General features: G+C 34.9%; 17 protein-coding genes and 1 pseudogene. 8 read left to right on the top strand and 10 right to left on the bottom strand.

The genetic code is table 11. The features are described 5' to 3' along the window. Positions 1 to 59 precede the first annotated feature (59 nt). A complete protein-coding gene (locus KHS79_RS18355) occupies positions 60 to 1,745 on the top strand; it encodes an ankyrin repeat domain-containing protein (protein ID WP_212720905.1) in 1,686 nt (561 codons plus the stop codon). Between the two features lie 44 nt (positions 1,746 to 1,789). Here the strand turns inward: KHS79_RS18355 and KHS79_RS18360 are convergent, their stop codons facing one another. From KHS79_RS18360 to KHS79_RS18395, 7 genes and pseudogenes are all read right to left on the bottom strand, one after another. Beyond that, a complete protein-coding gene (locus KHS79_RS18360) occupies positions 1,790 to 2,164 on the bottom strand; it encodes an ASCH domain-containing protein (RefSeq protein WP_212720908.1) in 375 nt (124 codons plus the stop codon). Beyond that, complete coding sequence (locus tag KHS79_RS18365; RefSeq protein ID WP_212720910.1) at positions 2,142 to 3,191, bottom strand: N-acetyltransferase; 1,050 nt, start codon at positions 3,189 to 3,191, stop codon at positions 2,142 to 2,144. Before KHS79_RS18365 ends, KHS79_RS18360 begins: the two co-directional genes overlap by 23 nt. Before the next feature lie 88 nt (positions 3,192 to 3,279). Continuing rightward, a complete protein-coding gene (locus KHS79_RS18370; protein ID WP_212720912.1) occupies positions 3,280 to 3,780 on the bottom strand; it encodes a hypothetical protein in 501 nt (166 codons plus the stop codon). 674 nt (positions 3,781 to 4,454) lie between these two features. Further along, positions 4,455 to 5,132: pseudogene (locus tag KHS79_RS25960) on the bottom strand (DUF4437 domain-containing protein). Positions 5,133 to 5,238: 106 nt separating this feature from the next. Continuing rightward, positions 5,239 to 5,871, bottom strand: coding sequence for a substrate-binding periplasmic protein (locus KHS79_RS18385; RefSeq protein ID WP_212720915.1), 633 nt, complete (start codon positions 5,869 to 5,871; stop codon positions 5,239 to 5,241). A 1,145-nt stretch (positions 5,872 to 7,016) separates the two neighbouring features. Further along, positions 7,017 to 7,799 carry a phosphotransferase family protein gene (locus KHS79_RS18390; protein ID WP_212720916.1) on the bottom strand — a complete coding sequence of 261 codons (783 nt, stop codon included), beginning with the start codon at positions 7,797 to 7,799 and terminating at the stop codon, positions 7,017 to 7,019. A 58-nt stretch (positions 7,800 to 7,857) separates the two neighbouring features. Further along, entirely contained in the window at positions 7,858 to 8,535 is a 678-nt protein-coding gene (locus KHS79_RS18395; protein WP_212720917.1) for a hypothetical protein, read from the bottom strand. Between the two features lie 538 nt (positions 8,536 to 9,073). Here KHS79_RS18395 and KHS79_RS18400 point away from each other — a divergent pair. Then, positions 9,074 to 9,415, top strand: a complete 342-nt coding sequence (locus KHS79_RS18400) for a hypothetical protein (RefSeq protein WP_094788764.1) — start codon at positions 9,074 to 9,076, stop codon at positions 9,413 to 9,415. A 6-nt stretch (positions 9,416 to 9,421) separates the two neighbouring features. Continuing rightward, positions 9,422 to 9,742 carry a hypothetical protein gene (locus KHS79_RS18405; protein WP_212720918.1) on the top strand — a complete coding sequence of 107 codons (321 nt, stop codon included), beginning with the start codon at positions 9,422 to 9,424 and terminating at the stop codon, positions 9,740 to 9,742. A 294-nt stretch (positions 9,743 to 10,036) separates the two neighbouring features. Here KHS79_RS18405 and KHS79_RS18410 read toward each other — a convergent pair whose 3' ends face one another. After that, the gene (locus tag KHS79_RS18410; RefSeq protein ID WP_212720920.1) at positions 10,037 to 10,567 is read right to left on the bottom strand and encodes a GNAT family N-acetyltransferase; all 531 of its coding nucleotides are present in this window, start codon (positions 10,565 to 10,567) and stop codon (positions 10,037 to 10,039) included. Between the two features lie 66 nt (positions 10,568 to 10,633). After that, positions 10,634 to 11,014 (bottom strand): hypothetical protein, encoded by a 381-nt coding sequence (locus KHS79_RS18415; protein ID WP_094788767.1) that lies wholly within the window; start codon positions 11,012 to 11,014, stop codon positions 10,634 to 10,636. A gap of 147 nt (positions 11,015 to 11,161) precedes the next feature. On the opposite strand from KHS79_RS18415, the gene KHS79_RS18420 reads away from it, so the two are divergent. Then, positions 11,162 to 11,971: an AraC family transcriptional regulator gene (locus tag KHS79_RS18420; RefSeq protein WP_212720922.1), complete on the top strand. Its 810-nt coding sequence runs from the start codon at positions 11,162 to 11,164 to the stop codon at positions 11,969 to 11,971. A 166-nt stretch (positions 11,972 to 12,137) separates the two neighbouring features. Here the strand turns inward: KHS79_RS18420 and KHS79_RS18425 are convergent, their stop codons facing one another. Then, positions 12,138 to 12,764 carry an HNH endonuclease gene (locus KHS79_RS18425; RefSeq protein WP_212720930.1) on the bottom strand — a complete coding sequence of 209 codons (627 nt, stop codon included), beginning with the start codon at positions 12,762 to 12,764 and terminating at the stop codon, positions 12,138 to 12,140. Between the two features lie 892 nt (positions 12,765 to 13,656). On the opposite strand from KHS79_RS18425, the gene KHS79_RS18430 reads away from it, so the two are divergent. The 4 genes from KHS79_RS18430 to KHS79_RS18445 all read left to right on the top strand — a co-directional run bounded on the left by KHS79_RS18430 (position 13,657) and on the right by KHS79_RS18445 (position 16,449). Then, positions 13,657 to 14,055 (top strand): GFA family protein, encoded by a 399-nt coding sequence (locus KHS79_RS18430; protein WP_233468500.1) that lies wholly within the window; start codon positions 13,657 to 13,659, stop codon positions 14,053 to 14,055. Between the two features lie 300 nt (positions 14,056 to 14,355). Further along, complete coding sequence (locus KHS79_RS18435) at positions 14,356 to 14,754, top strand: LexA family protein (RefSeq protein WP_212720932.1); 399 nt, start codon at positions 14,356 to 14,358, stop codon at positions 14,752 to 14,754. A 559-nt stretch (positions 14,755 to 15,313) separates the two neighbouring features. After that, positions 15,314 to 15,586 carry an RNA recognition motif domain-containing protein gene (locus KHS79_RS18440; RefSeq protein WP_027710214.1) on the top strand — a complete coding sequence of 91 codons (273 nt, stop codon included), beginning with the start codon at positions 15,314 to 15,316 and terminating at the stop codon, positions 15,584 to 15,586. Between the two features lie 434 nt (positions 15,587 to 16,020). Beyond that, positions 16,021 to 16,449 carry a hypothetical protein gene (locus KHS79_RS18445; protein ID WP_027710215.1) on the top strand — a complete coding sequence of 143 codons (429 nt, stop codon included), beginning with the start codon at positions 16,021 to 16,023 and terminating at the stop codon, positions 16,447 to 16,449. The last annotated feature ends 50 nt before the right edge of the window (positions 16,450 to 16,499 follow it).

The raw sequence follows: 16,499 nt of genomic DNA on the forward strand, positions 1-16,499 counted from the left end.
TCAACATTAACTCTTAAATGTGCGTCTATAATTTCCAGCGAATATTCAAGGAAAAAAGTATGAATAACGCAGGTCTAAAATTATTTTTCATTATTTTTTTTATTGGTTGTTTATCTTCTTGTACAGAACCTCCTACAAGTTTATTCGAGGCAGTAGAGTACGGAGATTTAGATGCTTTAAAAACCTTCATTAAAAAAGAGTCAGACATTGATCAAAAGAATAAAGATGGTTACACACCTCTAATGATTGCAGCAAGAGAGGGTCATGAAGACATTTTAGAATTTTTGCTCAATAAAGGTGCAACTTTAGAAGCTAAGAATAAAAAAGGATGGACTGCACTCATAGCTGCCGCATCTAAAAGTGAAACTGATACCATGGAATTATTACTCAAAAATGGAGCCAATATTGAAGCAAAAGACAACCAAGGTAATACAGCTCTTATACTGGCAGCAAAAGAGGGAAATAACAACATTATAACTTTTTTGCTAGATAAAGGTGCAGACTTAGAAGCTGAGAACAAAGAGGGTTGGACGGCATTTATTACAGCAAGTGTCGAGGAAAAAATGGATACCATGAACCTGCTTCTAGAAAAGGATGCATATATTAATGCAAAAACAAACAAGGGCAATACTGCTCTTATGTTTGCAGCCCAGAAAGGGAAAAAAAACATCGTATCATTTTTGCTTAGCAAGGAGGCTGCATTAGAAATAGAAGATGAGAAAAGGTGGACGGCGTTGCTAGCAGCTACTGCTGGAGAGCAAAAGGATATTATGCGTATGCTATTAGAGAAAGGAGCAGATATTGAAGCAAGAAGCTACCAAGATGAAACAGCGCTTGTCTTAGCAGCTAAGGCAGACAATAAAGATCTCATATCTTTTCTATTAGAAAAAGGAGCAAAGACAGAGATAGGAAACTACCACAAGACATCTGCCTTACGCGTGGCAGTAAAACATGAAAAGCTAGATATAATAAAGTTACTCACTAAAAATGGTGCAGATATTAACGTGGTAGATGCTGATGCTAGAAGTGCACTTACTCACGCAGTAAACCAAGAAAATATAAATATTGTAAAGTATCTACTTAATCAAAATGCCGACGTTAATAGTAAATATGAAATCTTTTCTAAACCTCTCACAGCTGCAGCGTCAAAAGGTAACTTGGAAATAGTTGAAATCCTATTAAACAAAGGAGCAAATGTTAATGCAAAGTCAAACGGCGTAGACTCACTACTAAGAGCTATTGAATTCGGAGACACAAACATTATAAAAACGTTAATTAACCACGGAGCAGATATTAATACCAGAGAAGATGGTGGTTTACATAGAAGTGCTATATATTACGCTGTTTCTGAAAACAACCTTGAGGCTGTTAAATTACTTTTAGATAAAGGTGCTAATATACATGATAAAAACAAACATCATAGAACATTACTAATAGCTGCTGTAAGCAATAATATTAATCAAAATAGCGTATCGCTAGTTAAACTCTTACTTAACCAAGGTGTAAATGTAAGAGCTACTGATGAATTTGGGAATACAGCTTTGCACTATGCAGCCCTTGAGCATAATGCAGACATTGAAATTATCAAACTTTTGGTTAAAAACGGTGCTCCATTATCAGTAAAAAATAATGACGGTCAATTTCCATTAGACTTGGCTAAGAAATATCACCGTACAGAAGTAGTTAATTATTTAAACCAGGTCATGAAAAAGCCCCCCCTCATAGAAAGTAGTTTTGCCCCCTGAAAGGGGGTCTTTACATAAACTATAAGCTGTGCACAATAACACCGCTAATTAAGATAGCAAAATGATTGTGGTGGAACACCACTAGGAACTACTGTTGTCAGCTCAAATGGCTGCTGGTAGGTAAAAGGGTTTTTTATCTTGATTGCCACAGCTTTATCTTTACCACTAAAGTACTCTTCAAAAAAATCTTTTGTAATTCCTGAGTACCTTCTGGTTTTTTTCCATATAACACTTGGCTGATCTTGTAGGATATCGTCAATCTCAAACTCACCAATGATCATCCCTACTGGTTTAGTAGCATATATAACAACAATCTTTACACTTCTGTTTTTGAACAAAGCTTTTCTAAATTCATACTTTTTCTTTCCTGAAAGAATTTTTTCAGCATATTCAGGCTTAATTGATAATAAGACCTTCATCTACTCTTCCTTTTCTAACAACACCCAAAAACTGTTGCTCATTAAGAGGAAAGAATCCCCAATAAGTGTTGGGGTCAAAGCCTAACTCGTCTATCATTTCACCACGAGTTACTCTTTTAGTTAATGCTATATTGTAGCAAAATTTTATAATAATAGGATACTTTTTATTATTATAAAAACTTTTTAGTTCTTGATTAGAAAATATGCTATAAGAAGCTGTATATGCCAAAAACTCTTTTTCAGAATTAAAAGTGTTGATATCTTTAACATCTTCAACAACACAAAGAGAAGTTGCTACTGACCTATAATATGCCGGCCCTTGGTTATCTTTTGTTCGATAAATTACCAGGATATCTCCTCTTTTTAGCTCTTCAGTTCCTTTCATTGCAGTCAAGTAGATCTTATGGATACTATTTGTATGCGAAACATCCTCCACAATTGCACTTTTATTCTCATTACTTAAGATTGAGTCAGGTAGAAGCCTACTATGCCATTTAGGATATAATGCTAAAAGGTATTTTCTTTTTGCATTATCAATATAAGGATAGTTAAGGGCAACATCTCCTAGATTTTCGCCCATTTTTTTTACAAGCACTAATTCTACCCCATTATTCGTTTTCTTCTGTGCTGTCTCCCTAAAACCATATCGTTTAAAAGCCTCGATCAATGACTCATGTTTAGGGAATACAGTAACATATATTTCACTAACTTTTTCTAATACGGCATAATCTAACGACTTTTTTATAAACCTCTCACCAAGCCTTGTTCCATGAGCATTTATTTTAAAAGTACCAATCTTAAGCCTCTTCATAACAGGCATTATAGGCTCAACATCAGTTACTGCTTCATTTTCTATTTTATGATACAAAAATCCATCAATACCATTTGACTCATTTTTAAATACATATGCCTTATTAGTGGCTTTTTTTGCAAACCAGTATGAAAACTCTTTATAGTCTTCTTTTAGTGAATCAAAAAATTCATCGGTCAGATCAATGTCTCTAAACTCTAAATATTGAAAATCCACTGTGCTGACTCCCATCCGTGGTCAACGTCCTATCCTTTTTTATAGCTAGAGCTTGGACTCAATTAGCTAAGGTTGTTAGCATGAACGTCTAATTTAACAGTTTTATGACATCTATATAATCAGCATTTTTAACAATTTCTTCTTTAAATTCTTTCAGCATCAACCTGTAGTCATTGATATCAAACTCAAAAGTTGGACTATTTTGAATCCATTTAACATCTGTTCCCAACCAAGTTGGTACGTAACTATCTCCACAAGAGTCATCTAAACCAAACCTCTTCCAAATAACGACTTTGTCCATTACAGTCACTTCCACGACAATAAGAGTACAATATAAATCAACATCATCTGGACACATCAGGACAGGCAAGATAGATGCCCTTTCCTTGGGTAAAACTCGTTCCCAAACGACTTTAGCTTGAGCATCATTATGCAATGCAGAAAACAAAGTGGGTATTAGTCCAAGATAATCTTCATCGGGACATAATTGTTGGACAATTTTATCGAGGCGTTCACCATCAATAAAAATACATGGGTGGGGTTCAGACCAAAATAGTGTCTGTTCGTACTTTACTTCAATGAAGTTCATACTATGAACCTACTTTGCTACTCATATATTAAAGCCACACATCTACTAACAAGATTCCTCATGGATCACTTCGATAACACCTACAATATTGTCATTCAAAGTTTCTAGGTCATCTGCAGGAATCCACCACTCAGTATGGTACTTGCTACCTACCGTCTCAACCTTACTAGTTATCCACAAAGCTTTTTCTGACCTCAAAGCGAGTAACATATCCTTTACCGAATTGACTCACATTCCACTTGTTCACCTCTATGGCATACTGCTCATTTGTAACTGGATAGAATATGGGTTGATCTGAGAGCCTTGGTGGTCATCTTTTGTAACCACTCGCCGCAACCAAATCTAGCTCTTTTTGACCACATGGCCGATACATTGTTACTGTTGTATTATCCATACTGACTTACGTGTTGTTATCTAACCTTTTGTGTATACTAGTATTTTGGCAGGATAACTTCACGCTCAAATGTGACAGAAATGTTTTTCCCCATTTTTCACCCATGGGCTTAAACAAAGTTATAAATTCTTTTAAGTTATAAACATTTACATTTTTATTGCATTGGGTTCAAATCCCGCGGTATCAAAGCTCTTCAACACTCAATATATGAACACTGAACGTCAAAACACAAACGCGGCTGTACTGCATCCATTGCTTTTACTTGTTTTGGCATAGCCAGTTACTCTACGTTGTACCTACCATTTGAATTAATGTAGAGAACCAATTCAGTTTCAACATTAATTCTATGTTCACCTTTCGCTTTAGATCTGAAGACGCTGCCAGGTAATAGTGGAGTTTTCGTATTTATATCGTTATTCCACTGATGGGTACCACTCACAACTACAGCTTTTAATTCATTTTGGCTTTCGATTGCGCCTTTGAAGCCCGCTGGTAATTTAATGAAGCTTCCATTAGCTATCTGAGGATTTCCCCATAAGTACGCTATTTGCACTTTGCTTTTCTCTAGCCACTTAGCGTCATTTGTATCGAGCCAAACTAGATTACGTTCATCTACATTAATTGGACGCTCTCAATTATCAAAAGCCTTTTCCGCAGAAAGCACTAGGTACGGTCCACTATCGATTTCTAAATAGATAAGGCTATTTTTTCCTTCAGCTGCTGTGATATAACTTTCGCCTGCTGGCTGAGTCCAAAACGAGCCTGACGACATCCACATCTTTTCTGCTGCTGGGTCGTCGTTATGCATTAACCCTTCGATCACTACACCACGGCATGTAACATTGTGAATATGTGGTGGAGAAGAAAACCCTTTTTGAAACTTCACCAACATACCTGTTGCCGTATCTTTAGTTCGGTCGCCCCATAAATCAGCTGCAGAGGCACCGCATTGTAGCATTTTGGTTGGTGCGTTTTTTTGATTATATTTCCATCTAGTTTTGCGTTGTTTATTCCAGCTTCTCTGTCGGTTAACGACGTGTAGTGTCACATTAAATTATCTTAATTCACTTGGGTTCTTGATTTGGTAATAAATCGTAGTCTTTAAGAATACGTAACCAGGAACCATCTTTTTTCATCTCAATTATAACATTATCTATTTCGCTCGCATACTGATGAGATAAAGGTTTTACTGGGGAAAAAGCGACATAGACAGGATCAAAAGAACTAATCCCCGCTTCGATTATTTCATTCGACATATTAATTTTTTTTAAATAGTGTTTCATGACCCATCGATTTTCTAGTACAGCATCAATTCTATTTAATTTCAACAACCTAACTAAGTCATTTATTGGGGTATCACCAGAAGCGACATATACCCTTTGCTTTCCATAGCTCTGTATATATTTATCAATTTCTGCGCCATAACTATAACCAAGTACTATTCCGAATTTAACATCGTTTAAACTATCTAATCCAGAATATTTCCAGTTACTACCATCAAGAACAAAAAAAACATTAACAGAATAAGCTAATGGTTCTTTATGAAATATAAAGTCAGGGGCATCCTCATAAAATGAACCGATGATACCATTAAAAACACCTTTACGAGTCATCGCAATAGCTCTTTTCCATGGAATAATCCGATAATTAAGCGTATGACCTTTTTGTTCAAAAATGTGCTCAACAATATCAATCAAAACGCCTCTCTGACTAACACTATCCTCACATGTATAAGGACACCAATAGTCTGTTCTTAATGATATTTCGTCAGAAGAAATGCTCGGGTTGAATAACAGAGTAACGAGTATACAAAGTTTTATGGAAGCAGTATTGTTCGCTTTTCTCATTGTTTTCTCTACAGAATACCTTATTAGTATACAGTCTAGACAATCTTATTCTTAAGCAAGAAACGATGACACTAGGATCTTGCTATTGTGCATACACTGTACGAAAGTCTAGTAAGTAACCATTATTCGCAAACGTGGTAGACTACTGAATGAGAATACTTATTCATGTATACTGCCTATGATGATTAATACTACGAATCCAACTATTGGTCTTAGATACTCCGTACCTTTCATACACGACAGTATTCAACGTAGATGGTTTCATAAAAGAGACACAAACTGGAAAAGCTGTTCGAAAGATTATTATGCTTGAACCTTCCAGAAAAACATTAGATGACCAAGCATATTACACGCTTAACCAGAATGCCTTTGTCTTCAATCACCCTACACAGAATATGCCCTGGGAGAATGATAAATAGTCGCGTATGACAAGCTAGAGACCTGTCAGGCGTTCGTTAAAGAATCCGCTATCAGACTGAGCATAGTTATGAATTTTTTATGACCGTTCAGAATTAAAACCTTTTCTGGCTAGAAGGACAGTTAGGGCATCTAGGGATTGAAATATAATGTTATATTTTAATCATTAAACACATGATTTTAATATAGTTTATATTTACCAACTTTCTTTCGGTTTATGATATCCCAAACAATTAGATAAATATTTTTTACGAGAAATATACCCATAACAAACAATAAGCACAAATCCCGACAAACAAAGCCATACCACTCAGCCATGAAGCATTATTGAATTTCCATTAAATTATGAAATCCACCTACAATAGATTAAGACAATCCCAACACAATAAATAAGTTAACTAATTATTCCTACACCAAACCTTTATTATTCGGTTTGCCATCTAAAACACCACATTCACAACAGCTTTTAATATTAAAAATGCGTTTTATTCAAAAATATTTCAACTCCACTCTATAAACCACCGTATGATTTTACTTAGATCACTTTCCAGTTTAATCCTGCCCTTAGCTTATCAATGCTAAAAGAATACTTTAATTTCATCAAACCAAGCAGGAAGATTTTTATTGTACCATTTTACGTATTTATTACTCATTGAATTATTTCTTTCAGTCAATAAATTAGTGACCTCAACCACTAACCATGCTTTAGAAATGATAATATGCTTGAATAGTTCTGTAGCGTTTGAGTTAGGATTGTACTTAGTATAATGCTCAATTATATCAGTATAAGCATCTTTATTGCCCATACCTTTTACTAATGGAGCAAGATCAATCGCGGGGCTACCTTTTCCAAACCTCTCCCAGTCAAATAGCACAAGTTCATTATTTTCACGTATTCCCCAATTTCCATCATTTGTATCACCTGAAATATAGTTATTGAGTTGAAATAAAATGGAGCTTTGTTGGCAAACACGAATCAATGTATCCTCAGAAGATTTTGGTAGATTGAGGATAGCTAACGCTCTTTTAGTTTGTTCATTTGTCCAACTATGTGTTTTCAAGCATTTCAAATAAGGTAAGCTACAATTATGAATGATTGCCAACTGCTTATACATTTCTGCTTTCTTACACAAGTCACAAAGCGTAATTTTTCTCGGAATATACTCAATAAATAAGTCATTTTCATTAATATCTATTAACTCAGGAATATTAACTCCTTGTTCTCTTAAAACGGGGGCAATCTGTTGATAAAAAACTAATTCAACAAGAGAGGTATTCTTTTTACTTATGCAGCGAATACCTAAATGATCAGTTAGATACACTTTTGAACTTCCCATTTGGGATAATTCTTCTTGACTCATAAGGTATCCTCTGTATCTTATTTCATCATAAAACAATGAATTCCAAAAGGTAGTTTCTTTAAAAACCACCAGAACAATTTGACTCCATACATCCAGAAGCAACAATATATCCAGCAATAATTGCAGCATCGCCAACGATAGCAAATGGAACTGCTCCATACCACAAAAATCCGGTATCTATAGACACACCATTGATTTTTTTTATTTTCTTTACCCGTAATATAATCGTATTATTTTTACCCAATATTGGTTTAACTGAGGTAAAGGCAAGGTAGTTTTGCTTTGCATTAGATTTTTTCACTAAAAATAATTTAGTTTCTGCAATATTTTTCTTAAACTTTTTAATTTGTTGTGGCGTTATTTCTTCTATAGGTAAACTTTTTAGCCCACTTGGAATGCGACAGCCTGCAGAAAAATGCAGATTATCAACCTCATATACAGTGAATACATCACTAACTATTTTTTGACTAACATATTTACTTAGTTCATCAAACTGAATTTTATAGCTATATTCTTTCGAGGGCTGCCCTTTATCCATTTGAACGTTCATACACAAACTTAGGTATTCTTCCGCTAGGTATGCATTTTTCACATAAGTAATAGCTGGACGTTTGTACGAGTACTTCCAGTTAAAGTCAGGCTTTTTAGCTTTCTCTAAAGTATATTCAGTTAAAGTACAACCACCCATTAGAACAACAGCTAGCAATAAGAAAGATAGCCTAAAAAAACTTGTCATAGCTAATATATAACCCTAAATTATATTATGTGATCACTAAGTATGTTGATATACCCTTCACGAATGATTTCTAGGTTTTGTTATCTTCACTCCCCACCCCACACAACTATTAATATAGGCTCATGGGGCTTCGTCACTCGATGGCCGCACCTAAAAACCATTCGTATTGGATATAGAATGGTACTATCAACTTTAGTACTATGCCAAATAATAGTTTTTCCTTACTTATTATTTATATTCACGTTATTTAAAAAGAACATTAATAGTATCGCGCACACTATGGATTAATATGATTCATCATTTTTATAGTAAAATATTTGTTACTTGCTCTAACTATAAATACTTAACCAAACTTTAGTACTTATATTTTTAGAAGGTACTATAAACATATCCTATCAACATTTTTTCATCAAATATTAATGCTTGATATAATTTGCGACAAACTGAATAACCATTCATGATGAATTAAATTTTCATAGCCAGTAAAATATTGTTATGTTAGAGTATAAAAATATATGTTTCTGGAAAGCTACAAGCTATGACGAAAATAAACTTACTTTCAGTCTTTTCGGTTTTAATTTCTGCACTGTTTATTTCAGGGTGTTTAAAAACAACTCTAATACCACAGCAAAATGATACTTATAGTTTAATTGCTACCGATGATACAAAAGAGGAATCTCTTGAAGGCGCTTTAGAGGAAGCCGAGGACTATTGTGATGATAAAGGTAAAAAGCTCATTGTTCTAAACTATGTTTTGCCATCAAAAGATTCTGACATGGCATTTAAAGCTAAATCAGCTGCTAATACCTTTTTACCCTTAGGGATGAGTTTTGATACTACAGAATATCGCCAAGTAAAACTTTTGTTTAAGTGTGAATAATTAGCTATGAGATTAATCAATTACATATTTTTTAGTACTTCTATCTTATTGTGTGGCTGCACCACTATTGCTGAACTCCAACAAGATCTTGTATCAACATCTGTTATTGATATTCTACCAATGGAAAATAATATATATCAGCTCGAGGCCAGCGCATATACTAAGAATGAGGCACATAAGAAAAGCTTTGCTGAAGCTCAAGATGTATGTAACCGGCAAGGTCTAAAGTTCGCCATGGTTAACCTTGATGAAAAAACTGAAAACTCTGGTGAAAAACTAACATCTTTAGCTAGATTAAAAATGATATTCAAATGTGAGCCTTATTAAAAACTTAAAATCGTGGCTAATAATTAATTAATCAGCTGCTCAAAACTCTTTTTTTGGTTACTATTAATACTCTAATTTTAGTCATTAACTAGGCTATACCCTTCACGAATGATTTCTAAGTTTTGTTATCTTCACTCCTCACCCCAATCACCTATTAATATAGGCTCATGGTGCTTCGTCACTCGATGACTGCACCTAAAAACCATTCGTATTCGGTATATAAATATAGTCTTCTATTTTTTTATTTATAATCTATATTATTACGTTCAATGCCACTTCTAGTTATTCATTGTATTACTCTTCAGTGCGGGTATATAACTCATAATATGTGCTCTTACTTCCAGAAGCAGTTAAATTGCTTTCTTTAAACCCACATTTCTTTAGTAAACTAATTGATTGTTTATTATCTCTTTCAACACCTGCCAGAATTCGCTCTATATTATTTTGCTCTTTTATTTTTTTTATCAAGCAGCTTAATAATTCGCTGGCATAGCCTTTCCCCCAGTATTGCTTATTCAATAAGTATCCTATATTAAGAGTATCGCTATTATCTTTACTATAATAAAGAAATAATAGCCCAATGATTTTTTTCTCGCCCTTTAGCTCAACCAAACATAAGTCACTTTCTTTTAATTGTCTCTTTAGCCAGTTTTCAACTTGATCTTCAGTTTTAATATTCTTCCAGTCGCTAGGAAGAAACTCTAGCACTTCTGGATTAAATAACATTTTTATATCTTTAATAATTTGTGTTTCATTATCCTCAAAAAAATCATTTAACTGATCAATAATTAGTCTAGATGTTGTAAATAATGTTTTTCTTGACATTTTCTTTGAGTTCACCATCGTCTTAACTTTTAGCATTCGAAAACTGAGTACCATTTGTTATCATTTTCAATTACCCTGTTTAAACGATTGTTTCAACTGATATCCCTTAACTGCTAGTCCAGAGATTGCGTTAAAACACAGGCTTCCAAACATGATCAGCAATGAAGTAGTAAGTGCATCCAAAAACCAAGCTATTGGAATGCCTGCAGCGCCTAAGTATTGTGGCATTGTTGCTAAATGCCCTATCGTATACTCTCCCGTTAAAGCGTGCAATGTCAGCCCCGCCCAGAAACCAAAGCAAAAAGGGCAGTGCCATGCATCATATAAATAAGCTAATGGTCTGGGTAATCGCTTAACTATCCAGTTAAACCAGTTGCCCCAATCAGGAAGCTTTTCCCAAATCAGAATATGGAGCGCTAATCCCATTAATGCAAGTGTAATATTCATTTACGCAACTCCTACAGTCATTTAACTTACCAATATCGGCTTATCATTCGCTCGTAGTAGAGTATTAAACAAAATACAGCTAGTTTTAATGGCTCAGATTGCGTTAAAATCGGCTTATTGTTTGATTATAAAAACAGAGCTACCAGTATGCATTCCCAACATACAATCAGCATCACACACCACATCATTGATAAAATCACACCAGAAGTGCATGGTTCTCAGACGGAGTACCTAGTTGTAATTGTAAAATCTGGTCATCTAAAAATGCATCACAAAGGGCTCATTGAATTGCAGCCCAATATGGGCTTACTTATTCCTTCTGGGGCTGCACACTCAATCCTTGAAGGTGAGAACCTCGATATCTGGACAATTAGTTTTTGTCCAAGTTGCTTACAGCTCAATGAAAACAGTCCTCTTATGCACTCCTTTCGCAAGGTAAGATTAGGTGCACATCCGTTTTTTAGAATCAATGAACAACGCATAGGCTATTTGATAACCTTGCTTGAAGAATTACAAAAAGAATTAGAAACAGCCCAATCTGATTATACTGAAATAGTAAAATCTATATTAATTCTGGTGCTCTATGAGGTTAAAAAGTCAATCCCTGAAGATAATGACACTTCCAACGGTACAAATAAGGTTATCGAAGCACTTGATTTTATTCAAAATCATTATTTGTCAGGTATATCACTTAAAGATGTTGCAACAGCAACTCATACAAGCCCTTCTCATCTTGCAACACTATTCAAGAAGAATACTGGTTACTCTATTGGAGAATGGATTATCAAAGGTCGTTTAACTGAAGCCTGCTCACATCTACTACATAGCAGTATGCCAATCAGTTTAATTGTAGAAAAGCTTGGTTGGAGTGATCAAACTCATTTTATAAGGCAGTTTAAGAAAGCATATGGTATTACGCCTGCTGCATGGCGTCGAAAATATCAAAAAATTACTTAACTTGCTTTTTTAACTATAAATTTTTGGGTACTAAGCAGTATAGAGATTATTCTAATGCCAAGGTAGGTAGCTCCCTCGTCCCAAGTGACCACCTTTACCATAACATCTTAGTAAGATTTATAATTTATTTATAATCTGTCCCCCTCACCTAATCGGTTAATATTTTTCAATTATTACAACGTCGTTCAATAAAACTAATAGCTTGTGCTTCTTCATTATCCATAGCTAATTGATATTTTTGTTTTATATATTTCCATTGCTTAATGTAATCACATTGATAATCCCATTTGTCGGGCATCCAACCTGCAGGATCTTTATCTCCTTTTTTTCTATTTGAAGAATTTTCTACAGCCAATAAGTTTTCAAAGTCATTCGCAAATGCTCTTTTCTCCTGTCTATTCCATACACTCGCTCCGCTTCGAAATGCTTCTTTTAGAGGTACTATATGATCAATATCTAAATCTTTTGGATTAGTGAACACTAGACCTGTGTAGGGACACCGCCAAACACCATATGTAACTTTACAACCTTTAGGGTTTAAACCAGGGTTTTCTGCATCACGTAAAAGAATCTCATTTCTAGTGTTTTGGCAATCCCTATCATCATCAACCCAATGAGGCCAGTTTTTTCGCTCATACTGCTTTACCATTAAACTAAAACAGGGTTCCCTATGGCAATGATACTCTCCTGTTGACGTATTCATATGCCCTCCCTTTGCGTCTAACCCTCCAGGATGGGCATTTACGTTTATTGATACTACTAGAGCGACTATCGAAAGGCTTATTTTTTTCATAATTATCATCCATTCAATAAAACATTTTTATTTTAAGTAAAGCATGAATAAAAAATTATGAAAGCCGCTAAGCGTATACAATACCTTTGATGAATGGTTTTATTCAACACTTATTAATAACAATTCGCTAATTAAGCTATTCAGGAGAACCAATAATTTCAGACTTAAGCACTCTGAAAAATACAAACTCAAAAAATATATTTTCTTGTAAAAATACTAAAATTTAGCTTTTAGTATTTTTTATTCTTTCTAACTTATGCCTACCTAAAACTATACCCAAAACGAAGGTTTTTTAGTGAGGCTAGTCTGGTCTGTTAATACTAGCGATAACATCAACAGTTTTTTAGTGGTGCTAGCTGGGCCGTCAAGGAATGAAGCCCCTGGGCAAGTTTACTGTTGTGAAACTTGCGGTAGCCACTTTAACTGATATAACAGTGCTGCTGGGCGGTTATATTAATAAGTGACTGGAGTGGCAGTTAAATGCTCCTCGGCAATAGCTCCTGCATTGCTCTACTATATGACATCCATGTCATTATGCATAAATTGCATTCCTACCTTCCTTTGTGGTCAAGAGTGCTGACAACAAACTCTAAAAATGATTCGTGAAGGGTATATACGCAAGCAAAACGCATAAATCGTTTTAGACAGTTAATACAAACTTTATGAGTATAGATACCATTCACAAGTCAATTTTATTAACGCTCTCGAGAACGTTTCCCTTAGGCCCAGCTAGTACTTTTAAAACAACTATTGATACTACTGCGTATTTTAACAGTCCAGATTTGCCCTACTAAAAACTTTTGGCTGTGGGCATATATTATTTTTAACTTATGGAACGTTGTATATTGACTGCCAAATCTCAACACACAATTGGCTACGCGTTTCTTTATTATTGTGTATTAAGATTAATGTATATACAGTTATTAAACTTAAGCATAAAGCGATCTGTCATTGTGGTGCTGTTGAACTGGAACTGTTCTTACCTAATGGTATTGTTGATCCAAGACGCTGTGATTGCTCTATATGTCGTAGAAAAGGAGCAATTGTTGCTTCAGTTTCTCTTTCTGACATTAAACTTATAAAGGGTCAGAAAGAGCTGAAGCTATATCAATTTAATACAAACACAGCCAAACATTATTTCTGCTCGATTTGTGGTATTTATACTCATCACCAACGCAGGTCAAATCCTGATCAGTATGGATACAATGTAAGTTGTCTCGTAGGTGTTAACCCATTTGATATAAAACAAGTACCGACTAATGATGGCATACATCACCCTGCTGACAGATGACTTGGAGATTTTCTCTTTCGGTGTATGCTAGCCCCTTTACTTTTTGGACTACTTGACAAAGCAAAGGCTGGTTTACGTACGTCGAGCGGTTTGCCACAAGCATGCAAATGTATATATGACTACCTTGTAATACAACTACAACCTTCTATCTCATAGAGTCAGGATTAGCGCCTACAAGTCATCAATTATCATTTATTTTGATAGCCTCAGCTGTTTGTTATAGGCATTTCTTATTGGTGTTCGTGTTGCCTTCATAATACTGTATATATATACAACACTTAGAGTTACGATGGTAAGGCTATGATGCAACAAGCAACAACTCCTCGCTTTGATCATTCTATTGCAACCCGTTTTCCACAATTAAAACAACAGTTTATTGAAGAACGTGTCAATCTGCACAACTATATTGTCAAACATCCTGAAGCCACATTTATTATTGAAGTAAGTGATGACTATATGAGCGCTCATCACCTCAAGACGGGAGATTTACTTATTGTCGACCGATCACTTAAACCTGCTCACGGGGATATTGTTGTTGTAAGTCACCATAATCAGCTTCTTATACGCCAGCTGGTGGTTAAAGAGTTGAGTGCCTGGTTATGTACTGGGAGCATAACAACAGCTGACCTTGCAGTAAAAGAGGATGGAATCCGTATTCTTGGAGTGGTTACCTTCTCACTGAGCAGCAAGCGGGGATAAACATCCCCTTCTTCTGCTGAGGGCAAGAAAGACAAAACCAATAAAACTTCAACTCATCTGATATAAGTTGCTATATCTTGCTATCTACTCTAAACGTCTGCTAATAACATCGATCTACAGACAATTTCTTTTGTAGTTTATTCTACTCCTTAAAAAATAATGTCTACGATACATAAAATTCATATTAATTTGCTCAGTAAGTTGGTATTGTGCAAACAAGATTTACAGTATGTTAAAGGACTCAGCCGTTTAATGGCCAGTTAGTATATAAGATTTTCTGTATGTAATACATTTGTAGACTGCGTAACTCTGTTACCAACTACTTTCTGCTAATATCATACCTAATAACTATACTCAGCAAGAGTAAGCGTCTTCATACTTAGCTTTAACTATATTAAAACCATGAATCACACACCTAAAACCAGTAAGTCTAATACTGCTATACCAAAGTGTGTGCAATAATGAATATGCCGAACGTCGGCTTTCGCTATCGAATAATTTGTGTGTTTGGTTTTCAATAGCGTAATCTCAATCAACACACTGAATACTAGGATAAAATATGAATCTTTATGTTGGCAATCTGTCTTACAGCGTTACCGAAGAAGACTTGAGAGACGCTTTTTCTGAGTTTGGTGAAGTATCTACAGTAAACCTTGTAACAGACAAGTTCTCCGGGCAGTCTAAAGGTTTTGGTTTTGTTGAAATGCCAGATAATTCAGAAGCAGATGCAGCTATCAAAGCTTTCAATGATAGCATGTTCAAAGGCAGAAATATAAAAGTCAACCAAGCACGTCCCCGTGGAGAGCGTCCTCAACGCAGAGCACGTTACTAACACATATATGTAGTTTTGTGAGCACTATTCTCTATAGTGCTTACATATGTTACTTTAATAGTATTTTTAAAGTAACATTACATGAAATAAATGTGAAGCAATAGTTCAATAAAAACACTGATTTCAAGTAATAATTTTATATCTTTTTCACATGCTCACTCCACATCACTATCTACTGTATTAATCAAAGTATTTGAATATTGATACGCAGACCCTTCAGTGATGAAAATAACTTCGCCGCTTTTATACCCAAAACGAATCACTCATTTTACTAACCAGCACTTCGTTACATACTTTATGTGATAAACTCAACCATATTAAGTAGGACAATTTTATATAAAATGTAAAATTACTGAAGTGTTTGGGTAATTGATTGTAGTGTAAAAATAGTATATGACAACTATAACTAATCATTAATAATTGCCTAAATTACTATGGATAACCTACAGAAAATCAAACCAGGCAGCTTACTGGCATGGTCTGTGTCTGACCATGACGGGGTTGAAAGATATTTTAAGATAATTTTCCACGAGCATGAGGAAGGGGCGAAACAAATAGCTAAATACGCTATGCGTTATAAAGCCGAAGAACTTGTTGCTCATCGAGAACCAAAGTTTGACCGTTATGCAGCTTTAGGATATGTGCCCGTTTCTGAACTACTTTTATACGGTTGGTCTGCCGTATGTGGTGGCTGTGGCAAGGCAATAAGCCTTCATCAAAAAAAAGCCTTCAAAAATGTGCTGACTGAAGGAGAGGATATTTGGTGTAATATTGACTGCTTTATTAAGCAGAGATTCCGTGAACAAAAAAGTAATGCATATAATAATGATACCAACCAACAGCCAGTACAACTTGAGCTTTAGGAAAGTGATTTATTCGTTATATAGCAATATTAAAATTACAATATTATTTT

Source organism: Zooshikella ganghwensis (assembly GCF_018263875.1).
Lineage (GTDB): Bacteria > Pseudomonadota > Gammaproteobacteria > Pseudomonadales > Zooshikellaceae > Zooshikella > Zooshikella ganghwensis.